Raw genomic sequence first — 21,901 nt, 5'->3', positions numbered from 1 at the left:
GACTTTGTATTTAATAATTAATATATGCGTGTTGGCCAAGTAGATGATGATAAATATAGGAAATCACTTTTTCATTTGAACCTTTTGATCTATCGACTTTATTTGATGCCACTACTACTACGTATTGTTGGTTAAAATACACAGTAAATGTTTGTCCGAAAAACACTCCGTTAATACGATCATATTGTGGTGTAACGTAAAATCCGTAACGATAAGCTTCTGGATAAGCGGTACTTCCAAACACTTTAAGTAATGGTGTAGTGATACTTTGTTTAAATATTTTATTATGTTGCAAATGGTTTACTAATTTAGCCATATCATGCGTAGTCATGTATAAGTTCCCAGCACCATAATATTGATCTAAAATATTAGGTTTTGTTCGCTTAATTTTATTTTTAACTACTTTATAGCCTGTAGCCATATTATGTTTATAAGCTTTTTCATTAAAGAAAGCACTATGTTCTAGCTTATAAGGCTGTCCAATTCGTTCATAATAGTTTTGCGTATAAGATTTATGTGTAACCACTTCAATAACTTGTGCAAGTAAAAGATAATTCGCATCATTATAAAAATGTTTATGATAGTATTGATCATTTATACCTTTATGTTGAATATCATGAACTGCCCCATTCAGACTTTTAGTTTTAGGATTAGCTTTAAATTTGTATAACCCACTTCTATGTAACATTAAATCTTTTAGCGTGATGGGTTCTGATGTTTTAAACCAAGGCAAGTATTTAGTAACATCGTCATTAATGTTGATCTTATGTTCAATTTCAAGTTTCTTCAATATGAGTCCAGTTGCAAATTTTTGTGCCGATCCAATTAAATACATAGTGTTTGGGCTATTCTTTTTACCACTCTTTATATTTTGACAGCCCCACCCTTTATCTAACATTAACTGACCATTTTTAAGAATAGTTACTGAACCGTTAAAATGAATATTATTTAAATATGTATCAACATTTTTGATATTGAGATCATTAGCTTCAACCTCTTTTAAGTTACTAGGTTTATGATTCGTTTTATTTCGTTTTTCAAGATAGATTTTATTCACATTTGTCTTCTCATATCCGTTTATTCTATTCACATAATTAGTAACTTTAATACCTACTAAAATAATTGATAATATGATTACAATTAGCACTAGTACGAGTGCTAAAATTTCAGATTTACTTTTTTTCATGCGCTTCCTCTTAATTCATAATAGAAAGTTTATTGAGCTCCCTATTATTCTATCTACTCATAATTTTTATTCATTTAATATTGTATAATATATGATAAATGAATTCATCTTTTAAATATCATACTCTATTTTAAAAATAAAACATCATTCTTTAGTACGATAAAGGGAATAATTTTATTAATTTAAAACATTTAAATACATAGTTAGTACTATTTTATTCTCTCCCCCTTTGTATTAGAATTAAAGTTGTGTATTTCGACAAAAAGTAATACAATTTAAGGCTATGAGAGTATAGTACTTTCAAATTGTAATTAAGAGTTAACTACAACAACCATTAGATACTACACATGACGATAAAATCGATTCTGATATTTTAAAATAAGAGTATTTGAAACATTAAACGTTTATATTCAAATTCTAAACATTTTAATTCAAGCTCTATTTAAATTTCAAAGTCTAATCAATATTTTAAATATAGGAGCACAAGCTATGAACCGTTTTTTAAAGTACTTTATGATGTTATTAACGCTAGTTCTTATAGTGATTCCTGTAATTTTTATCATCAATTTATACCATACTTCTGAAAATGCAATGCAAGCATCATATGATAAATCTGATGCAAAGCGTCAATCTAATATTAGAGAAGGCAAAGTTGACCCTTCTAAAGATGCAGTTTCAATTTTATTTTTAGGTATTGATGACAATGAAGGCCGTCGTGAGAATGGTCAAACTACAGAACATTCAAGAACTGATTCAATGATTCTTTCTACCTTTAGCCCAGAGAAACGTCAAATACGATTGCTAAGTATTCCTCGAGATACAATTAGCTATATTCCAAAGGTTGGCTATTACGACAAGATTACTCATGCTCATGCCTATGGTGGCCCTACTGCAGCTATGGACTCTGTTGAAGCTACACTTAATGTGCCAGTTGATTACTATGTGCGCGTTAATATGGAAGCATTCGTTAAAGCCGTAGATGAACTTGGTGGCATTTATTACGATGTGCCTTATAACTTAAACGAACCTAATACGGATGACAGCGGAAGAATTAAGATTAAAAAAGGATATCAAAAATTAAATGGAGATGAAGCATTAGCAGTGGCAAGAACACGTCACCATGACTCTGATCTTAAACGTGGTGAACGCCAAATGGACTTAATTAAACTACTTTTCAAAAAAGCAAAAAGCTTAGATTCATATAATAAGTTAGATAATCTAGTAGAAATTGTAGGCGACAATGCCAAACATAACTTAAGTACTAATGAAATTAAATCATTAGCATCAATGTATTTATCAGATGATATTGAGTTTAAAACTTCTCAGCTTAAAGGTAAAAATGATTATTTAGATGAAATTTATTACTATAATCCAAGTGTAAGTAGTATTATGAAATATTCAAATATATTGCGTTCTGATTTAGGACTATCTAAAATAAAAGATAAGAATGAATATCTAGATCACCGAGTGATTAAACATTATGGTTCGTTAGTACCATTAACACCACTTGACCAATCACTTTTAAAACATAACCAAAATGACTCTTCAACTAGTGAAGATGAAGGTGACGAGTCTGAGGATGAAAATGCTTCAAACTCTAATAGTGCAAGTACAACTTCTGAAGATCAAACTAATCAAGATGGTACTGGAAATGCTAATAGTGAGCAGTATCAAAACGACCAAAATAACCAATATAATAATAACGAAGATTTTAACAATTCAAATATGACGAATAATCAAAATCAACCTAACCAGTTATACTAAGCGAAAGGAGCACGTTCAATGTCACGTAAAACATATGAAAAAGCTGCCAACATTAATGGAATGTTCAACGTTTTAGAGCAACAAATCATTCATAGCCAAGACATGGCGTTATTTAGAAATGAGTTCTTTTATGTTAACCATGAACATCGTGAGAATTATGAAGCATTATTAGTATATTATGGTGAAAATTCCAATAATCCAGTTGTAAGTGGCGCCTGCTATATTGTGGCACTACCAGAAATTTTTAATAAATTTGATGTCTTTGAATCAGATTTACCTTTCTCTTGGGTTTACGATGAAAATGGTATTACTGAGACAATGCAAAATATTAGCGTTCCACTACAATATTTAATTGCTGCTGCACTAGAAGTTACAGATGTTAATTTATTCAGACCATCTGGATTTACAATGGGAATGAATAATTGGAATATAGCGCAACTTAGAATCTTTTGGCAATATTGTGCAATTGTAAGACAAGAAGCCCTATAATTTTAAAAATGCAATAAACAATTAGTTTCAAATTCAAGCGATTTCACTCTATTAGAAGAAGAGGTTGGGACAAAAGTGTTTAGTATTTGAGCAGAACCGAGCGATGAGCAAAAACTATTTATTATCTCCTAATCTATATATGATTAGGCAGTAGTTGACTGAGATGAAGATGCGTCCAACCTAGACTTTCTTCATCTCTAGTCAACCTTGCTGGGGCGGGACGACGAAATCTTTGAAATTACATTAGATTTCTGTCCCGCTCCCAAATTTTGTCGAATTGTGACGGTATCTGCCGAGAATCCTACTTTTGGGACACCGTATATTGGTTTCCCAGCGCACAAATGATTAATGTCTCAGTCTCACTAAATAAAAATGGTAATTTCTATTGAAATAAAATAGAAATTACCATTTTTTATTTTTTTAAGTATTTTAATGTAAAATTTATACAACCAACGAAGTCTTAGAAATTATATTAGATTTCTGTCGCCGCTCCCTTTTTTTAGATTACACTATTAAAAACTTATAATTCCATGCTTTTATTAAAGTAATTTACTATAATTTTAAAAATTACTAAGGAGGGATATTAAATGTTTGAAATAGTTAAAAATAAAGATATGCTATCAGAATGTTTTAAGATAAGAGAAGAAGTTTTTGTGAAAGAGCAAGGTGTACCGCTTGAAAATGAGCTTGATTCTTATGAGGAAAATTCGATTCATATTATTGGCTATGATAACTATCATAACCCTTTTGCATGCGCACGATTTCGCCCTTATGAAGATGGAGCAAAGGTTGAACGTGTGGCTATATTAAAAACACATAGACAAGGTGGCTATGGTCAATCTCTTATGTTAGAAATTGAAAAATTTGCTAAAGATAAAGGATATCAAAAATTAATTTTAAACGCTCAAGTACAGGCACAAGGTTTTTATACCAAGTTAGGATATACCCCTACTGGCGAGGTTTTTTTAGAAGAAAATATAAAGCACATCAAAATGTTTAAAGCAATTTAAATCATAAATATATTCTTTTTGCATAAACTTTTTGTAATTTAACGCTCTGCCTTTGAAGAAAAATCATTAGTAATTTAAATATGTGGCCCAACTTTATTATATATATAAACACTTTATACTTTAACAACTTTAGTATATGTGGAATTTGTTTAATTCTAGTAAGAAAAAATTAAAGTTAGTTTACAATACAGTTAAATTAAGTACTCATTTCGTATTAACCTCTATAATAGAATTGTAATAATATTAGCGAGGAGTAACAATATGACTAAAAAATTCAATTTTAAATTGCCTTCGATGATTGCATTAACATTGTTTGGAGCTGCTTTCACTACTCAACAAGCACACGCAGCAGAAAATAACCAAAACTCTAGCAATTCAACGAACATTATCGACGATCAAGAAAGTATGAAAACTGCTGAACAAGCAAAAAAAGAAGTAAGTAACTCAGCTCAAAATGTTTCTGGCGTCCAAACGTATCAACACCCTTCAGAAGTTAAAGCAAATGTTGCTTCGAATACGAATTCATATGATGCTAAGTTAGATGATTTAAATAATTCAAATCACACTACCTCTTCACAAGAAACACCTGAGGTAACTGCTAATTCAAACGCTAATGATTCAAATGATAATCAAGTAGCAGTAGACAATCATCAAGCTACTGCATCTAATGAATCAACATCAAATACGAATGATAAGAGCGTCCAAGCTACTAATCAAACAGAAAATGCTTCTACTCAAGACGAAGCTACAGTAAATAAAAATGATGTAGAAACTAATTCTACACAGTACAACGCTCAATCTGATAAAAAAGATAGCACAGAAGTTAGTGATAATAATGCTCAAGATAAAGCTAACTTAGACACACAAGCGTCTGAAACTAACACTAATAAAGAGCAAGCATCTGTAGCGACTCCATCAGCGCAGAATGAACAGAAAGCTCAGTCAAATATTCAATCATTCTCAGCTGAAAATCATAATACTGCTACAGACAATCAACAACAAGCAACTCAAAATAAAAATACAACAACGAACGCAACTTCAAAATCTAATGAAAAACAAGCAACTGTAACACAAAATAATGATGAAGATCGCGCATCTAATCAAGGTAAAGAAACTACAAATACTACTACTTCAGTAGCTAAAACTAATCCTGTTGCTCCTTCATCAAAAGATAATCGCACAGAAACAGTGACTACTACTAATAACAATAACGTAAAACTTGAGTCTAAAAATAACTCAGTGACTAACGAGACAGCAAAAGTGCCAACGAATACTACAACTCATGCTAAATCTAATGTAGATTCAAAACTAATTAACCATAATGCTAAAGCTGAAAAACAAGCACCAACAACACGTGCAACATCAACTTATGCAACACGCTCAACGGCTAGCTCTGCTAAACCTACTGGTCGCACTAGCTTTAGAGCTGTAGGTGGTAAAGGTGGCGGCCCTAATACTTCAGTTCGTGCTGTAAGCCGTTACGCGAAAACAACAGCATTACCAAAATATAAACCACAGGTTAATTCATCTATTAACAATTATATTAGATCTAATAGATTCCAAGCGCCAAGAATCGAAGAAGATTATTCATCTTACTTCCCTAAATATGGTTACCGCAACGGCGTAGGTAAACCTGAAGGTATTGTAGTGCATGATACTGCTAATGATAACTCGAATATTAACGGCGAAATTAGTTATATGAAGAATAATTATAACTCTGCCTTTGTTCACGCTTTTGTAGATGGCAATCGTATAATTGAAACTGCTCCTACTGATTATCTATCTTGGGGTGCTGGTCCAAATGCAAACAATCGTTTCATTAATGTAGAAATTGTGCATACTCACGATTATGCTTCATTTGCTAAATCAATGAATAACTATGCTGACTATGCAGCAACTCAATTACAATACTATAATTTAAAACCTAATAGTGCTGAAAATGATGGTCAAGGTACAGTATGGACACACTATGCTATTAGTAAATATCTAGGCGGTACGGACCATTCGGATCCACATGCTTACTTACAATCTCATAATTATAGCTATAACGAATTATATGATTTAATTAATGAAAAATATTTAATTAAAACTGGCCAAGTAGCACCATGGGGTTATACATCTACAAGTGGTTCTTCAACTAGTGGTAAAGGTTCAGGCAGTAATAGTAGTGGTCATAGTAGTGGTAGTACAACTACTAATACTAACTCTAAATTATCGGTTAAATCTAACAGTGGTTTAGCTCAAATCAAATCAAACAATAGTGGCGTTTACACTACAGTTTACGACAGCAAAGGTCATTCAACAGACCAAGTCCACAACACGTTAGCTGTTACTAAATCAGCAACACTTGGTAAAGATAAATATTACTTAGTTTCTGATTATAATAGTGGCAAATTATATGGTTGGGTTAAACAAGGAGAAACGGTTTATAACACTGTTAAATCCCCTGTTAAATTGAATAAATCATATAATATTAAATCTGGTTCTACTTTATATACAGTGCCTTGGGGTAACTATAATCAAGTTGCTGGAACAGTTTCTAAATCTAATAAATCACCTTTCAAAGCAACTAAATCTCAACAAGTTGGTAAAGCAACATATCTATATGGTTCAGTAAATGGTACCAATGGTTGGGTAAGTAAAGCTTATTTATCAGATTTAACTAAAGCTGCGACTTCTACTCCTAAAGCAGAAAATACATTTAGTGTTGCTAATTTGAAAAATACTTTAGGACAAGTATCTGCGAAAAACAAAGGTACGTATACAACTGTTTATGACAAAACAGCTAAACCAAATGCTTCTATTGGTGGCAAAACATATTCGATTTCTAAAAAAGCGACTTTAAATAATCAAAACTACTATTTGATCTCAGACTTCAATGGTGGTACATTACGTGGTTGGGTCCCTGCCTCAGAAATCAAAGTACAGTCAACAACACCAACTAAGACTGATGTTACTTATTATAATGTTAAAGGTAATGCTCATGTTTATGACACACCTTGGGGCAGCAGTAAACAAGTAAAAGCGTCAGTTCCATCAGACGGTAAACAGTTAAAAGCTATCGATGAACTTAAAGTTGGTAATGAAACGTATCTTCATGGCGTTGTAAATAACGTATGGGGTTGGGTTAACTCAAGTGATATTCAACAAGCTCCTAAAATGAACTTAAGAATGGCAACTCGAGCTCAAGCGACTAATGCGCAACCAACAACACAAACAGTATCTAAAATTGCTCAAGTCAAACCAAATAATAGTGGTATTCGTGCAACTGTATACGATAAAATTGGTAAACATGCGACTAAATACGCTAATAGAACTTACAAAGTATCTAAAGAAAGAACTATCGGTGATAATACGTATGTCTTATTACAAAGCACATCTAAAAAAACACCTTTAGGTTGGTATAACGTCAAAGACTTAAACCTTCAAAATTCAAGTTCTGAACAAAAAACATCAGGTACTTATACTGTCAATCATAAAAACAATGGTCTTTATTCTGTAGCTTGGGGTACTCCTCAACAACGTTTAGATAATAAAGACTTAGCTAATAAACCATTCAAAGTTTCTAAATCTGTAGTTATCGGTAACACAACATACTTATTCGGTACTGTTAATGGTAAAGCTGGTTGGATTGCTAAAAATGATTTAGTGGCAAACTCTGATGCTAACAATGCTGAAGACTATCAATACGAGTTTATTATCGATAGTAACAATGGTTTTTACTATGATAGCCCTACTTCAGCTAAAGCAACTGCATTGAAAGCGTATAATGAACAAATTTTCCAAGTGACACAACGTAAAGTAATCAATGGTAAAACTTGGTATTACGGCAAACTAAGTAATGGTAAGTATGTATGGATTAAAGATTCAGATCTTAAAAAGCAATTAGTGAAACAAGCAAAAACACATAGAACATTAGATCAAGCTACTGCTATTCAACAAAATGCATATGGCGCTCCACCACAAGTTCAACGTGATGGCCATAATTGGCATAATGCTACTTATAGCGAGATAAAAAATGCAATGGACCCTCAAAAAATTGCTAAAGATGATGCGTTAAAATATCAATTTTTACGTTTAGACCGTCCGCAAAATCTGCCAGTAGCACAAATCAATACGTTACTTAAAGGTAAAGGCATACTTGAAAATCAAGGACAAGCATTTAGTGAAGCGGCTGCAACATCTGGTATAAATGAAGTGTACTTAATTGCACATGCTTTAATTGAAACAGGTAACGGTCAATCTCAATTAGCTAAAGGTGCTAATATTGTTAATAATGTCGTTAATACTAAGTCTGCTACTAAATATCACAATGTATTTGGTATCGCAGCTTTCGATAGTAACCCATTAGCAAATGGAATTGGCTATGCTAAGAAAGCTGGTTGGAATTCAATTTCAAAAGCAATTATCGGTGGTGCTAAATTTATTGGACAGGATTACATTAAAGCCGGTCAAAATACGCTTTATAAAATGCGTTGGAATCCAAATAATCCTGGTACACATCAATACGCTACAGATATTAATTGGGCTAACAGTAATGCACAATATTTAAAACAACTTTATGATCAAATTAAAACTGTTGGTAAATATTTTGAAATTCCAAGTTTTACAAAGTAATTTAATACAATGATTTTCACAAAAGACCAGTCTAAGCCCTATTAATGTGGCTCAGACTGGTCTTTACTTACGTAAAACATAAATTGTAATGCAACTACTAATAACAAAGCTATTCCTACTTTGAAACCAAATTTAGTATACGCTATCAAATGCAAAAAATGCCCTATGAAATCGTTATAATCGTTCGATTTCATAGGGCTCTCTTCTAAATATAGATATGGCGACTATTTAATTTGTCTAATAAATGATTTAGACTTTCAATTTCTTCTTGTGATAAGCATTGGCATCTAGCTTCAATTAATTCACATCTTGCAGTGTTAATTTGTTTGATTAGATGACGTGCTTTATCAGTGAGACACAGTTCTTTACAGCGCAAATCCTCATGTGATTGTTGGCTTGTGATGTAGCCCTTCTGGACTAATTTTTTAATCCAACGTGAAACAATGGATTGTTCCCTACTCATCTTCATTGTTAAATCATACTGTGATAGACGATCATAGCTATAAAGTATTCTTAACAGTTCTAATTGATCATTGGTAATGTCTGTTCGTTGACCAAAGCGTCTATTGACTAAGCTTAAGTCGTTATTTGTTAGTGTAATAAGTTTTTCTAGTTGATTGTACATAGTTGTTCTACTCCACGTTTTTAATTGATATTACTATTATACTATGAAATTTTCATATGTCATGTTTTGTCAAAAAATCGTCACAATTGTAATCAAATGAGTATTAAGTGTTATTTCACGTTGAATATTAGCCACTAGACTAGCTAGCGTCTCTCTCCTACTTTTTAAAATATTCTGGGTTATCTTTATTTAATAACCAATTTCCAGTATTTAAGTAACTAGCGTAACCTGACCAGAGAATATACGGAATTTGTAATAGACCCGCAAGTCGTTTCGCTTTAAACATTGTTATAGCGTTGATAATTACAGAAATTAATAATATGACACTGTCAACAAGCGCCACGCCTCTTAATTTTTCTTTAAAGTACAATAGTGACCATAAATAATTAAATGCCAATTGTAAATAATGAGTCACAGTGACAACTCTTTGTTTGCCACTATTTATAATACTCAATACAAATGAAACACCCATTAATAAATATAAAATAGGCCATACGATTGGAAAGATATAACCTGGTGGTGATAACGGTGGTTTCTTAAATTGACGATAATCATTTTTAGTATCATTAGAAGTCAATTGTCCAATGATGCTCCCGCCAATCATAGGTAAAAGTAAATGAATACTATTTATTATGTATTTTTTCATAATGTAAACCTCCTATACTATCTTTTATTCTTCCCTTAAAATTATTAATTTAATCTTATAAGAAAGTTTATAACTGTTAGTCAACAGATTACCCTAATTTGTTGCATTACTAAGTAAAGATGTACTAAGTTATATATTGTTAATATTTAACAAAGGAGACAATTGTATGATTATCGATAATAAGCGAGATTATTTTTTTGATAATGCACGGGCAATACTTATATTTTTAGTCGTGTTTGGTCACATGATTCAGCCCTACACGTCTGAAAGTAAGTATATGTCAGCACTTTATCTCGTTATTTATAGTTTTCATATGCCTACATTCCTATTTATCTCGGGCTACTTTGCGAAACACTTAGATAAACCTCATTATTTGGAAAATGTTGCGAAAAAATTAATCGCACCTTATGCCATTTTTTATGCCTTTTTCTCAGTATATTATTTTATGACGGGAAAAAGTGATGCAATACAAATGGACCCATTAAATCCAGTTTTTGCGCTATGGTTCTTATTAACGCTTTTCTCATTCCATGTCATATTAGTCATTATTCGTCGTTATAAACCTTACTATGTCTTACCAATCGCTATTATCATTTCAGTTTTAGCTGGTTTTTCTGAAAATATTGACGGATACTTAAGTATTTCTCGAACTATTGTATTCTTCCCTATTTTTTATCTAGGTTATTTAACGACGAAATCGCATACGCTTATTTTGCGTAATAAGAAAATGAGTATTATTTCGGTGTTAATATTCGTGGCTTTCTTTATCGGCTATTACATTCATCCAATTAACTCCGACTGGTTACTAGGTAGTAGCCCGTATACATCGCTTAATCATAACAATGAAGATGTTTATAGCCCATTGAAACGTTTATTACTCTATGTGGTGATATTAATGGGAATGTTTGCATTTCTTGCTTTAATGAGCAATCACAAGCGCTTCTATACTTATATTGGTAATCGTACAATGTATGTCTATCTATTACATGGCTTAGTTATAGGTTTCGTAAGAGGACATGGTATTTATCCATTTAAAGATACCATTTCAGTACTGACGTATATATATTTAATTATTATCTCAGCTGTAATTGTTTATCTTCTTTCAACTAATTTTGTTTGTAAATGGACTAATCCAATTATTAATCTTAAGAAACCATCTGAGTTTAGACGTTAATTTTTAAATTTTCCACCAAAAAAGATACCCATTTATCTTAAGTAAAAGTGTGTTATTATAAGAATATTCTAAAAAATAAGTCTGAACATGAGATAAGGCACAAATTATTTATATCATGAAATACCGTTTAACAACCTCCTTATCTCACTTTATTTAGGCTTGGGTATTGATTGAGGTGTAAATATGAAATTATCATTAAATTCTAATTCGAAATTTTTAAGAGCGCCGAGTATTCGGCAATTTTCAAATAAAATGAAGCATATTGAAGATTGTGTCAATTTAACTATTGGTCAGCCCGACTTTCCGATGCCTGATGTAGTTAAAAATGCTTATATTCATGCTATTCAAGAAGATAAAACAAGTTATTCTCATAATAAAGGCTTGCCTGAAACACGCCAAGCTATTAGCCAGTATTTCAAAAATAAATATGGTTTCTACTATAGCGAAGAAGAAATTATTGTGACTAATGGTGCAAGTGAAGCACTAGACACCTCTTTGCGTAGTATCATTGAGCCAGGTGATGAAATTTTAATCCCAGGGCCTATCTATGCAGGGTATATCCCTTTAATTGAAACATTAGGTGGCCAGCCTATTTATATAGATACTACAAACTCTAATTTCAAAGTGACGCCAGAGTTAATAGCTCAACACATTACAACTAAGACGAAAGCTATCTTACTTAACTACCCTACCAATCCTACGGGTGTCATTCTAGACCGCGAAGAAGTAGAGGCACTAGTTAATGAGTTAAAAGACAGAGAAATCTTTATTATTAGCGATGAAATTTATGCTGAAAACACATTTAAAGGTCAACATACATCATTTGCAGAATATCAAGAAATACGTGACCAATTATTATTAATTGGTGGCTTGAGTAAATCACATTCGGCTACAGGTATCCGCATTGGTTTCCTCATTGGCCCAGAATATTTAATTGAAAAATTAACATTCATGCACGCCTACAATTGTATTTGTGCTAATGTTCCTGCCCAAATCGCTTGTATTACTGCTTTAACTGAAGGATTAAATGCGCCACAATATATGAATGAAGCTTATATTGAACGTCGCAATTATTTAAAAGATAAATTATTAGAATTAGGTTTTGAATTAGAAGCTCAACCTGAAGGTGCTTTTTATATTTTCCCAAGTATTAAAAAGTATACGGAAGAAGATTATGCCTTTTGCGTCAAACTCCTTGAAGAAGCACATGTGGCTATCGTGCCAGGCTCTTCATTTACGGATATTGGTAAAGGATATGTACGTATTTCCTACGCCTATGACATGGATGTTTTAAAAGAAGGTATGCGTCGTTTAGAACAATTTTTAAAAGAAAATTATCGTTTATAAAATATAAGAAAAAAGACACTTGAAAGAAAGTATATGTCTCACTCTTTAGTGATTGATACCTCTAGCTCAAGTGTCTTTATTTATGTTAATTGATTACTTATGGGAATTTAGGGAATTGATCGAAGTCTGGATCGCGTTTTTCTTTAAATGCGTCGCGTCCTTCTTTAGCTTCATCTGTTGTATAGTAAAGTAATGTAGCGTCCCCAGCCATTTGTTGTAAACCAGCTAAGCCGTCAGTATCAGCATTCATCGCAGCTTTTAAGAAACGTAAAGCTGTTGGAGAATGTTTCATGATATCTTGACACCATTTAACTGTTTCATCTTCAATTTGATCTAAAGGTACTACAGTATTGACTAAGCCCATGTCTAATGCTTCTTGTGCATTGTATTGACGACATAAGTACCATATTTCACGTGCTTTTTTGTGTCCAACGATTCTTGCTAAGTAGCCTGAACCATAACCAGCATCGAATGAACCTACTTTAGGGCCTGTTTGACCAAAGATAGCATTATCAGCTGCAATTGTTAAATCACATACTACATTTAATACGTTTCCGCCACCGATAGCATAACCTCTAACCATTGCAATCACTGGTTTAGGTATAACACGGATTAAACGTTGTAAATCTAATACATTCAAACGAGGAATTTGGTCTTCGCCTACATAACCGCCATGGCCACGTTTCTTTTGGTCGCCGCCTGAACAAAATGCTTTGTCGCCTTCACCTGTTAAAATAATCACTGAAACATTTTGATCATCGCGTGCACGACCAAATGCATCAATCATTTCAGCAACTGTCTTAGGTGTAAACGCATTACGCACCTCTGGACGGTTGATTGTTACTTTTGCAATTCCTTCGAAGTATTCATATTTAATTTCATCATATTCTCTAAGTGTTTCCCACTGTCTAGTCATTTTGCTCCTCCTTTAAAAAACCTATTACTATTGTATCAAATTCCGCTTCATCTTCCACATGAATTGTATGACCAACTTCAGAGAAGATGTGCACGTGGCTATTACTTATGTCTTTAGCCATAGCCTGAGCTGTTTTAACAAATTTCTTATCTAATTCTCCCACTAAAATGAGGCAAGGTAGCTGAATGTCATGAATCTCATTCCATAAAGAAGGCATATGGCCCGTTCCATACTCACGCAATGCCTTAGCTAATTTGTGTGGCTGTTGAGACATCCGCATCTCACGTATCGCTTTCTTCTTGTCTTTATCTAAATCATATTGTGTATAAAATAATGGGAGCTTTTCCCAATCATTTACGAATATTTCAAGACCTGCGATGTCTAACACCTTACCTCTTGCAGCATCAACTTGTTGGCGCTCCATGCGGTCTTCTTCCTTCTCAATACCTGGAGATGTACTTTCTAATATAAGATGTTGTAACTTATATTTACCATGTAATGCATAGTATAATGCTACACGTCCACCCATTGAATAGCCTAATAGATTCAATTGATAGTCTTTATAAAGCGCTAACACCTCATCTATTTCTTTAGTTAAAAATGGGAAATCCCATGTAACGTCCATTGAAGTAGTATCTTGCCCATGTCCAGGTAAATCAATCGTTAAGACATTGGTTTCTTTTAACAATGCTTCAAGGTGATTATTATACGTACGACTATCACTAATAAAGCCATGTAATAATATTAAAAGTTGTGTTGTATCTTGATTAGATTGATGAAAATTATAATGTAACATTTAATATCCCACTCAATTTCTTATATAAAATTTGATGTTGTTCCAAATTATCATCACGATCAGTTATTATTTCATAAATATGTGAACTCATATGTGATAATTTTTCATGCGCAAAGTCTGTTACAGTATTAAAACGTTTAAATGTAAAATCATAAAGTAATGCTGTATATTCAAAATTTAAACCAGTTGGCGTACCAAATAATCTTTCAAAGTAAGCATCAGCTGATGATTTTTGAGGAAGATAAGAGAAGATTCCCCCACCATCATTATTTAGCAACACAATATTTAAATGGATATCATTTAATTTCGCCATCAATAAACCGTTCATATCATGATAAAACGCTAAATCACCAATCAATAAGGTAATATTTTTATGCACTGCCATGCCAATTGCCGTAGATACTACGCCATCAATTCCATTTGCGCCACGGTTAGCATACACTTCAATTTCTTTATCCAAAAGTAAGTTATCGATATCACGAATAGGCATACTATTGCTGACAAATATAGCATCTTCACTAGATAATTTATCAATTAATAAGTTTACATAAGCCGCTTCATCTGTCGCTTGTGACATGTGTTTAGAGATGATAGTGCGTGCTTGTGTTTCTAATGTTTGCCACGTTTCTAACCAATCTTTACGCTTAATTGCTGGCTCTTCAATTAAATTTCTGAAGAAGTCATTTGCTGATATTTCGTAGGAAATACTTGGTGGCGTTGGAAAGACATCAATCTTATCATTATTTTGTACAAGAATTTGAAATGCATTAGTACGTTTAAGCCATTGGTTCAACTTTTTAGAAATAACCGGTTTACCAACACGGATAATAAAATCAACATCTAACTCTAAGCCGGCACGATAATATAAATCGTAAGTTGTGATTACATTTGGATGATTATATTTGCGTAGTTGACTTAAAGGATCAGCCAAGATTGGTAAATCATGAATGGTTGCATAAGTTAGAATTTGATCCACTGCTTGATGTTGCATATCCCCTACGATAATAAGCCCTTTTTTCTGTTTTAAAATGGCGCTAATATCTTGGGTATTAATGTTTTTTTGATAGTGTGGCAACGTTTTGTGATAAGACGTAAGCCATTCTACTTTTTCAAGGTCTGGTGTCAACGGTTCTCTAAACGGTAAGTTGAAATGAATAGGCCCACGATGCGGTCCATACAAATATTGACTCGCAATTTGCATTTGATAATAAATAGCCTCTGTCATTTGGTCACTGCCATCAGCTACAGGCATATCGAATTGGAATTTAACATAGTTCTCAAACATATTCACTTGATTAATTGCTTGAGGGGCACCTACACTTCTTAACTCGTGAGGACGATCACTCGTTAATACAATCATTGGGATTCGACTAATTTGGCTTTCGGCAATCGCAGGTGTATAGTTCGCTGCCGCCGTACCTGATGTACATAATATCGCTACCGGTCTATTGCTTCCTTTTATTAAGCCTAAAGCAAAGAACGCGGCGCTACGTTCATCTGGATGAATCCAAGTTGTAATGTTAGGGTGTGCTTCAAAAGCAATGGCTAGCGGAGTCGAACGTGACCCTGGGCTGATTACTACTTCGCGCACTCCATATGCATAAAGTTCTGAAGCGAACGTATAGACTTGTTTAGTTAATGCTTCATTATGATTCATTCTTATCCACTACTCCTAATGCGTTCATCATTGGCGAGAATTTAACTGCTGTTTCAGCAACTTCGCTCTCTGGATCAGAATCTTTAACAATACCGCATCCTGCGAAAAGGGTCGTTTGATTCTGTTTGATTAGCATAGAGCGAATCGCTACAATAAATTCACAATCATCGTTCATGTCAATATATCCTACAGGTGCACCGTAAAGACCACGTGTGCCAAACTCATTTTCTTCGATAAATTTAACCGCTTCTTCTTTTGGATAGCCACCTAATGCAGGCGTTGGATGCATTTGATCTATTAATCCAATATACGAGTTACTTTTTAGTTTACCTTGAATTTTAGTATATAAATGGTACAAGTGATCATTTTTAAGAATATTAGGTGTTTGATTATAGTCTACATCTTCAATATACGGCTCAATATCATGTAATATACTGCGAACCACAAAATCATGTTCTCCTAAATTCTTTTTATCTTGTAAGAATGCTTCGATATTTTTTTGGTCTTCTTCCTCGTTGTGCGAACGTTTAATAGTTCCTGCTACAGCCTTTGTCGACAATACGCCATCTTCTACTTTTATCAATTGCTCAGGCGTTTGTGAGAAGAAGACTGACCCGTTAGACTCCAATATAAAGAGATAACTGTTTTTTTCATTTTGAAGTGCTCGATTTAATACATACGGAATGTTAATAGGCTTATCGAACTTAATCATTCGACGTCGAGCAAGTACAATTTTCTTATTTTCATCAAGTTGTTCAATCGCATTACCAACGAGTTCTTTCCATTCATCTTTATAAATATCTTCCATACGGGTAATGTTTCCCAGTGTTTCTTCATGATTAGAGCCATCTATGGCAGCATTTTCAAAATATGCAATAACATCTTTAAAATGGTCCATATCAAAACTTGCTCGTTCAACTGTATATGTTAATAATGTTTGATTGTCAATTGAAGAGATTAACACTTCCGGTACAACGAAGTGATTAATGCCAAATTCACGCCATTCATCATCTGATTTATGACTTGAGAATTGGAAGCCGCCAATCACTTTTAGATGATGTTTTTTAGTTTCAAGATGGATTAACTCAACTTCGTTTTTAAACTTTTCCCACTCACGAAAGATTGATTGTTTATTCTCAAAATTATTTTTAAATTTTTGAACAGCATGATAGCCGAAAAACGAAGACGTATTATCATTTAAACGAAAATAAAAACGATCTCCAGCTTGGTCTTCTGTTAAATGAAACAACGCATCGGGCGTCAATGTTTTATCTAATACTACTTCAACAGAGACCCAACTTTTAATACTTTCATATATAGATTCAATAATTTCGCCTTCTTTTAAATTCGCAGCCATTCATTTCACTTCTTTCATTATCTATTTTTACTCATTACAATATTGTATCATTTTTACTTATTTATAGTGGCATAATTGCTTAATCAAATTATGAAATATTTCACGTAGTTTGACCTTTATAACCTATTCCTTTAAAATACATATGTTAAAACTTTATATTATAAGAGGTAGATTAATTATGGCAGATCAATATCAACAATATTCTACTGTTAGAAAATATTGGCACTTAATGCGACCTCATACACTAACTGCTGCAGTTGTACCCGTATTAGTGGGTACAGCAACTGCTAAACTTTTTTTATTAGGAAGTCAAAATAACATTAAATTTAGCTTACTATTAGCAATGTTAATTGCATGTCTTTTAATTCAAGCTGCAACGAATATGTTCAATGAATATTATGACTTTAAAAAAGGTTTAGACGACCACACTTCCGTTGGTATCGGTGGCGCTATCGTCAGAAATGGTATGAGCCCTAAACTTGTCATGAATCTAGCAATAGCGTTTTATGTCATTGCCGCTTTACTCGGTATCTATTTAGCTGCACATAGTTCATTCTGGATTATTCCAGTAGGCCTTGTATGTATGGCTATTGGTTACTTATACACTGGTGGACCTATGCCTATTTCATGGACACCATTTGGTGAATTATTCTCAGGTCTATTTATGGGTATGGTTATTATTTTGCTTGCTTTCTTTATTCAAACTGGCAATATAAACGTGCTTGTAGTTTGGATTAGTGTTCCTATCGTTATTACAATTGGTCTTATTAATATGGCAAATAATATTCGTGACCGCGTTAAAGATAAAGCAAGTGGACGTAAAACTTTACCTATCTTATTAGGTAAACGTGCTTCAATTATGTTTATGGCAGCGATGTACATTCTCGCTTATGCCATCGTTATCTTTATAGCTTTATTCGTCCCAGGTGGCTCACTATTTTACTTATTAGTATTATTATCATTCCCTATGCCAGTAAAAGCGATTCGTCGTTTCAAAAAGAACGATACGCCTGCTAGCATGATGCCGGCTATGGCCGCTACAGGTAAAATGAATACAGTATTCGGCTTATTATACGCTTTAGGTATTTATATTAGTGCGTTACTAGGCAATGTTTAAAGCTAGAATATCGACTTATACTATCCAACATGACTGTTTTAAAACAGTTTAATGTTGGATTTTTTTATTTAACTCGTTAATCTGGCATATAAACCATATGTAAATAATTATGCCCATACAAATTGATATCTTCTGTCCATTTAAATCCTAAACGTTCATAAAGTTTTCGTGCTTTAGGATTATCATAGTCACAACTTAAACTCCATTTATAATTTGGATAACTGTGGATGAGGTATTCAAATAGTTGCGTAGCAATGCCTTGCCCCCTAAATTCGGGAAATGTAGCAACGCTTTCGATGTACCACTCATCGTCATGGGCTTCTTTTAAAGGTAACGGCGTCCCCAAGCTTTTTATATCTTCTTCAAGCGCCAATTCTTGCCAAGAACCCTCTAACATCATTTCTTGTGCCCCATCATATGCGATAATACAACCTGCAACTTGCCCTTCTTGTTCATACACCCACACATTCTGATAATTTGTACGATAATTAATGTTGACGATGCTTTCTTCTAAAGCGTGAAGTACTCGTTCTTTAGTAATATGATTAATAATATCGAGCTCCATATCTTGCCAAATTATATAACACAATTCCGCAATTTGTTTATTATCGCTTGGTCTCGCCTTACGTATCATATACCTTCATCCCCTTTTCAATTGTCATTTAATTACATTATATAAAACTTCCAAATATTATTAAATTAATTGTAAATTTAGATGATTTGCTTTTTATCCGAAAATGATTAAAATGTGGATTTAAGGAGGCATCGTGATTATGAAGGTAAACAAAACGTTATATGTGCTATGTGCTATTTTCTTAGGTGGCGTTGGTATTCACAAATTCTATGCTGATAAAGTATGGCAAGGCGTGCTCCATTTAGTGTTCTTTTGGACTGCTATTCCTAGCATCATTTCAATTATTCATGGAATTTTAATTATATTTACAACAAAAGCAGATCAATACGGCTACATTAAGTTGTCTAAAAAAGATATATAAAACGTATTTTTGTTAAAATTAAGAGTTTCTTCTTAATATTTTTTAAAATTTATCTTTAACTGTATGTGAATCGGGTAGAATTTAATAACCATTAAGTAAAGGAGCAAGAAAATATGAATATCGTTAAACGCGTCTTAAGAACGCTTATCACTGGTTATTTAGTAAAATGGATTCGTGATAAGATAGAAGGAAGATCAAAAGGCGGTAAAAAATAATAAAATTAAAAAGGTCTATTCGCTAACTTTAAGTAGTGAATAGACCTTTTATAATGAACTACAGGATCCTGATTTACTCATTTAGAAATGCCTCCAAATTTTTATATTCATTCGTATAATTGATAAAATCTGTTTCATTCTTATTAACTAATGTTTCATCAATTAATTCAATAAGTTGTTTTTTACGTGCTTGCCGAAGGGCCTCATCAATTACTAGCTCAACTCCAAGATCATTAACCGTTGTTACAAAATCTTCTAGCGTCGTGTGTTTGACGTTGGTATTGTAATGCATTACAATCACTGCCTTTCTTATTTATTTATTGATAGTATACAAGTTTTTATTTTTTTAATCAATCGAATATTCTGACTTTTTATTAGAAATAAGTGTAATATTATTTATTAAGAAACGCTTGACAATACATAATATTTTTATATAATAATTACATATTATTAGTTACAGACAATACATATTTACTAATAATAAATAATTAAACATAGGAGGAACTCTATGGAAATAAATTCTTCTCCAAAGAATACAGTTTATATTATTCGTAAGGGGGATATGGTAATTAAACCTATACTTGATGATTATGGTCAACCTAATGGAACTAAAATCATGAAATATGACACATCAATCGAAACTAGCCCCTTTAAAACCCAGAAAATCATAGAACGGTCTTGTAAATTTTATGGAAACAACTATATTAGCAAGAAATCAGAAACACAACGAATTGCAGGTATCACAAGTAAACCCCCAATCCTGCTAACTCCTTTGTTCCCTACTTATTTCTTTCCTACCCATTCGGATCGCTTAGAAGAAAACATGTGGATTAACATGCATTACGTTTTAGAAGTAAAGCCTCTTAAAAATCGAAAAAGTAAAATTATTTTCGCTAATGAACAAACTTTAACCCTCAACGTTTCATATCATAGTTTATGGCATCAATACTCAAATTGTATTTATTACTATTACATGGTGGATAAACATGCGCGTATGAAATCTAATAATCCAGAAATGCCTATCGACTATGAAAAATCTACACTAAATATTTTCGAAGCACTTTCACACTATTCCCTATTACAAGATAGATAGTTTTATGTTTAATTTTAAAATATACGGGATTTTTATATTAATATAGTGTAAATATTCCGTATATTTTTTGAAAATAATCCCTTGCAAATTTTAAGTTTATTGATATAATAATATTTGTGCTCATTAGAGAAATCATATAAAAATCATATTAATCCGCAGTAGCTCAGTGGTAGAGCTATCGGCTGTTAACCGATCGGTCGTAGGTTCGAATCCTACCTGCGGAGCCATATGGAAACGTACTCAAGTTGGCTGAAGAGGCGCCCCTGCTAAGGGTGTAGGTCGCGAGAGCGGCGCGAGGGTTCGAATCCCTCCGTTTCCGTATATCCCCATAAAATAACTTTAAATAGCTAATAAAACCCCGTTAACACGGGGTTTTTCTTTTAATAGTTTTAAATACTTTTAAATTAAAGCCGACAACGAAGTCGACAACTTGTTTAAATTTCTTAATGTTGTCGGTTTTGTTGTCGGTTTTATGTTCTTAAGCCTTGGCGCTCTAAGGATAGAGAGTTTTGTTTTTTTTGCTATTTTATGTAAAAAAAGAGTAGCCGCTTAGGCTACACTTTTAGAGATAGATAGATTATTAGTGAAAATTGAAAAGGGTTGAGTGAGTTATTTTCCACTTCTTTATTTAGCTCTACGCTATACTAATAACCTTAAAACTAAACCACCCAGTGACATGTGTAGGTGGTTATACATATAAAAGGTATGAAATGAAAAATATTATTTGAAGCAACATGTAGCAATATTATAACACAAAAAATAACCATATCAAAATAAATATGGTTATTTCTAATATTTATTCAACGCCAAATCTCTTAATAAGCATTTTATAAATATTATTCAAAGTATTCAATAGAGAGAGAACACACAACATTATTCTAAACATAGCGAAAGCGA

At 32.8% G+C, this 21,901-nt stretch carries 20 protein-coding genes and 2 tRNA genes; 12 read left to right on the top strand and 10 right to left on the bottom strand.

Annotated features, from left to right (window positions below; all coding sequences use genetic code 11):
• Window positions 1-10: 10 nt before the first annotated feature.
• Window positions 11-1,186, bottom strand: a complete 1,176-nt coding sequence (locus tag HS848_RS02465; protein WP_198611138.1) for a serine hydrolase domain-containing protein — start codon at window positions 1,184-1,186, stop codon at window positions 11-13.
• 489 nt (window positions 1,187-1,675) lie between these two features.
• Here HS848_RS02465 and HS848_RS02460 point away from each other — a divergent pair, with 489 nt between their 5' ends.
• The 4 genes from HS848_RS02460 (at window position 1,676) to HS848_RS02445 (ending at window position 9,066) form a co-directional block, all read left to right on the top strand.
• Window positions 1,676-2,950: an LCP family protein gene (locus HS848_RS02460; protein ID WP_198611137.1), complete on the top strand. Its 1,275-nt coding sequence runs from the start codon at window positions 1,676-1,678 to the stop codon at window positions 2,948-2,950.
• Window positions 2,951-2,968: 18 nt separating this feature from the next.
• A complete protein-coding gene (locus HS848_RS02455) occupies window positions 2,969-3,439 on the top strand; it encodes a DUF2538 family protein (RefSeq protein ID WP_198611136.1) in 471 nt (156 codons plus the stop codon).
• Window positions 3,440-4,026: 587 nt separating this feature from the next.
• Window positions 4,027-4,449, top strand: a complete 423-nt coding sequence (locus HS848_RS02450) for a GNAT family N-acetyltransferase (RefSeq protein WP_198611135.1) — start codon at window positions 4,027-4,029, stop codon at window positions 4,447-4,449.
• Between the two features lie 261 nt (window positions 4,450-4,710).
• On the top strand, window positions 4,711-9,066 hold the full coding sequence (locus HS848_RS02445) for a glucosaminidase domain-containing protein (protein ID WP_198611134.1): 4,356 nt from the start codon (window positions 4,711-4,713) through the stop codon (window positions 9,064-9,066).
• A gap of 41 nt (window positions 9,067-9,107) precedes the next feature.
• Here HS848_RS02445 and HS848_RS02440 read toward each other — a convergent pair whose 3' ends face one another.
• The 3 genes from HS848_RS02440 to HS848_RS02430 form a co-directional block, all read right to left on the bottom strand.
• Window positions 9,108-9,260: a hypothetical protein gene (locus HS848_RS02440; RefSeq protein ID WP_198611133.1), complete on the bottom strand. Its 153-nt coding sequence runs from the start codon at window positions 9,258-9,260 to the stop codon at window positions 9,108-9,110.
• Between the two features lie 11 nt (window positions 9,261-9,271).
• Window positions 9,272-9,691 carry a MarR family transcriptional regulator gene (locus tag HS848_RS02435; protein WP_107506867.1) on the bottom strand — a complete coding sequence of 140 codons (420 nt, stop codon included), beginning with the start codon at window positions 9,689-9,691 and terminating at the stop codon, window positions 9,272-9,274.
• Window positions 9,692-9,848: 157 nt separating this feature from the next.
• Entirely contained in the window at window positions 9,849-10,337 is a 489-nt protein-coding gene (locus tag HS848_RS02430) for a TspO/MBR family protein (protein WP_198611132.1), read from the bottom strand.
• Window positions 10,338-10,503: 166 nt separating this feature from the next.
• Here HS848_RS02430 and HS848_RS02425 point away from each other — a divergent pair, with 166 nt between their 5' ends.
• Both HS848_RS02425 and HS848_RS02420 read left to right on the top strand, forming a co-directional pair.
• Window positions 10,504-11,511, top strand: a complete 1,008-nt coding sequence (locus HS848_RS02425; RefSeq protein ID WP_198611131.1) for an acyltransferase family protein — start codon at window positions 10,504-10,506, stop codon at window positions 11,509-11,511.
• A gap of 183 nt (window positions 11,512-11,694) precedes the next feature.
• Window positions 11,695-12,858: an aminotransferase class I/II-fold pyridoxal phosphate-dependent enzyme gene (locus tag HS848_RS02420; protein ID WP_198611130.1), complete on the top strand. Its 1,164-nt coding sequence runs from the start codon at window positions 11,695-11,697 to the stop codon at window positions 12,856-12,858.
• Between the two features lie 97 nt (window positions 12,859-12,955).
• Here HS848_RS02420 and menB read toward each other — a convergent pair whose 3' ends face one another.
• From menB to HS848_RS02400, 4 genes are read right to left on the bottom strand one after another with little or no spacing between them, the layout of a single operon-like run.
• Window positions 12,956-13,774, bottom strand: coding sequence for a 1,4-dihydroxy-2-naphthoyl-CoA synthase (menB, locus tag HS848_RS02415; protein WP_198611129.1), 819 nt, complete (start codon window positions 13,772-13,774; stop codon window positions 12,956-12,958).
• On the bottom strand, window positions 13,767-14,570 hold the full coding sequence (gene menH / locus HS848_RS02410) for a 2-succinyl-6-hydroxy-2,4-cyclohexadiene-1-carboxylate synthase (protein WP_198611128.1): 804 nt from the start codon (window positions 14,568-14,570) through the stop codon (window positions 13,767-13,769). Before menH ends, menB begins: the two co-directional genes overlap by 8 nt.
• Window positions 14,557-16,227 (bottom strand): 2-succinyl-5-enolpyruvyl-6-hydroxy-3-cyclohexene-1-carboxylic-acid synthase, encoded by a 1,671-nt coding sequence (gene menD / locus HS848_RS02405; protein WP_198611127.1) that lies wholly within the window; start codon window positions 16,225-16,227, stop codon window positions 14,557-14,559. The genes menH and menD overlap by 14 nt, the downstream gene beginning before the upstream one ends.
• Entirely contained in the window at window positions 16,217-17,584 is a 1,368-nt protein-coding gene (locus tag HS848_RS02400; RefSeq protein ID WP_198611126.1) for an isochorismate synthase, read from the bottom strand. Before HS848_RS02400 ends, menD begins: the two co-directional genes overlap by 11 nt.
• A 178-nt stretch (window positions 17,585-17,762) precedes the next feature.
• Between HS848_RS02400 and HS848_RS02395 the strand changes: the two genes are divergently transcribed.
• A complete protein-coding gene (locus HS848_RS02395; RefSeq protein WP_107506875.1) occupies window positions 17,763-18,701 on the top strand; it encodes a 1,4-dihydroxy-2-naphthoate polyprenyltransferase in 939 nt (312 codons plus the stop codon).
• 76 nt (window positions 18,702-18,777) lie between these two features.
• On the opposite strand, the gene HS848_RS02390 is transcribed toward HS848_RS02395, so the two are convergent.
• Window positions 18,778-19,335 carry a GNAT family N-acetyltransferase gene (locus HS848_RS02390; protein WP_198611125.1) on the bottom strand — a complete coding sequence of 186 codons (558 nt, stop codon included), beginning with the start codon at window positions 19,333-19,335 and terminating at the stop codon, window positions 18,778-18,780.
• Window positions 19,336-19,474: 139 nt separating this feature from the next.
• Here HS848_RS02390 and HS848_RS02385 point away from each other — a divergent pair, with 139 nt between their 5' ends.
• Both HS848_RS02385 and HS848_RS12815 read left to right on the top strand, forming a co-directional pair.
• On the top strand, window positions 19,475-19,696 hold the full coding sequence (locus HS848_RS02385; protein ID WP_198611124.1) for a TM2 domain-containing protein: 222 nt from the start codon (window positions 19,475-19,477) through the stop codon (window positions 19,694-19,696).
• Between the two features lie 113 nt (window positions 19,697-19,809).
• Window positions 19,810-19,911, top strand: coding sequence for an SAR1012 family small protein (locus HS848_RS12815; RefSeq protein ID WP_252866595.1), 102 nt, complete (start codon window positions 19,810-19,812; stop codon window positions 19,909-19,911).
• Window positions 19,912-19,984: 73 nt separating this feature from the next.
• Here the strand turns inward: HS848_RS12815 and HS848_RS02380 are convergent, their stop codons facing one another.
• Window positions 19,985-20,203, bottom strand: a complete 219-nt coding sequence (locus tag HS848_RS02380; RefSeq protein WP_107506878.1) for an IDEAL domain-containing protein — start codon at window positions 20,201-20,203, stop codon at window positions 19,985-19,987.
• A 216-nt stretch (window positions 20,204-20,419) separates the two neighbouring features.
• Here HS848_RS02380 and HS848_RS02375 point away from each other — a divergent pair, with 216 nt between their 5' ends.
• The 3 genes from HS848_RS02375 (at window position 20,420) to HS848_RS02365 (ending at window position 21,323) form a co-directional block, all read left to right on the top strand.
• The gene (locus tag HS848_RS02375) at window positions 20,420-21,004 is read left to right on the top strand and encodes a competence protein ComK (protein WP_232806057.1); all 585 of its coding nucleotides are present in this window, start codon (window positions 20,420-20,422) and stop codon (window positions 21,002-21,004) included.
• Window positions 21,005-21,156: 152 nt separating this feature from the next.
• Window positions 21,157-21,231, top strand: a tRNA-Asn gene (locus HS848_RS02370).
• A 3-nt stretch (window positions 21,232-21,234) separates the two neighbouring features.
• A tRNA-Ser gene (locus HS848_RS02365) sits at window positions 21,235-21,323 on the top strand.
• Window positions 21,324-21,901 lie beyond the last annotated feature (578 nt).

This window comes from Staphylococcus caledonicus (assembly GCF_016238465.1).
Lineage (GTDB): Bacteria > Bacillota > Bacilli > Staphylococcales > Staphylococcaceae > Staphylococcus > Staphylococcus caledonicus.
This window is presented reverse-complemented; position numbering and strand designations above follow the sequence as displayed.

Bases quoted from the DNA above. Each gene is read 5' to 3' on its own strand.
- HS848_RS02465 (WP_198611138.1), bottom strand. From the start codon at position 1,186: ATGAAAAAAAGTAAATCTGAAATTTTAGCACTCGTACTAGTGCTAATT.
- HS848_RS02460 (WP_198611137.1), top strand. From the start codon at position 1,676: ATGAACCGTTTTTTAAAGTACTTTATGATGTTATTAACGCTAGTTCTT.
- HS848_RS02455 (WP_198611136.1), top strand. From the start codon at position 2,969: ATGTCACGTAAAACATATGAAAAAGCTGCCAACATTAATGGAATGTTC.
- HS848_RS02450 (WP_198611135.1), top strand. From the start codon at position 4,027: ATGTTTGAAATAGTTAAAAATAAAGATATGCTATCAGAATGTTTTAAG.
- HS848_RS02445 (WP_198611134.1), top strand. From the start codon at position 4,711: ATGACTAAAAAATTCAATTTTAAATTGCCTTCGATGATTGCATTAACA.
- HS848_RS02440 (WP_198611133.1), bottom strand. From the start codon at position 9,260: ATGAAATCGAACGATTATAACGATTTCATAGGGCATTTTTTGCATTTG.
- HS848_RS02435 (WP_107506867.1), bottom strand. From the start codon at position 9,691: ATGTACAATCAACTAGAAAAACTTATTACACTAACAAATAACGACTTA.
- HS848_RS02430 (WP_198611132.1), bottom strand. From the start codon at position 10,337: ATGAAAAAATACATAATAAATAGTATTCATTTACTTTTACCTATGATT.
- HS848_RS02425 (WP_198611131.1), top strand. From the start codon at position 10,504: ATGATTATCGATAATAAGCGAGATTATTTTTTTGATAATGCACGGGCA.
- HS848_RS02420 (WP_198611130.1), top strand. From the start codon at position 11,695: ATGAAATTATCATTAAATTCTAATTCGAAATTTTTAAGAGCGCCGAGT.
- menB (WP_198611129.1), bottom strand. From the start codon at position 13,774: ATGACTAGACAGTGGGAAACACTTAGAGAATATGATGAAATTAAATAT.
- menH (WP_198611128.1), bottom strand. From the start codon at position 14,570: ATGTTACATTATAATTTTCATCAATCTAATCAAGATACAACACAACTT.
- menD (WP_198611127.1), bottom strand. From the start codon at position 16,227: ATGAATCATAATGAAGCATTAACTAAACAAGTCTATACGTTCGCTTCA.
- HS848_RS02400 (WP_198611126.1), bottom strand. From the start codon at position 17,584: ATGGCTGCGAATTTAAAAGAAGGCGAAATTATTGAATCTATATATGAA.
- HS848_RS02395 (WP_107506875.1), top strand. From the start codon at position 17,763: ATGGCAGATCAATATCAACAATATTCTACTGTTAGAAAATATTGGCAC.
- HS848_RS02390 (WP_198611125.1), bottom strand. From the start codon at position 19,335: ATGATACGTAAGGCGAGACCAAGCGATAATAAACAAATTGCGGAATTG.
- HS848_RS02385 (WP_198611124.1), top strand. From the start codon at position 19,475: ATGAAGGTAAACAAAACGTTATATGTGCTATGTGCTATTTTCTTAGGT.
- HS848_RS12815 (WP_252866595.1), top strand. From the start codon at position 19,810: ATGAATATCGTTAAACGCGTCTTAAGAACGCTTATCACTGGTTATTTA.
- HS848_RS02380 (WP_107506878.1), bottom strand. From the start codon at position 20,203: ATGCATTACAATACCAACGTCAAACACACGACGCTAGAAGATTTTGTA.
- HS848_RS02375 (WP_232806057.1), top strand. From the start codon at position 20,420: ATGGAAATAAATTCTTCTCCAAAGAATACAGTTTATATTATTCGTAAG.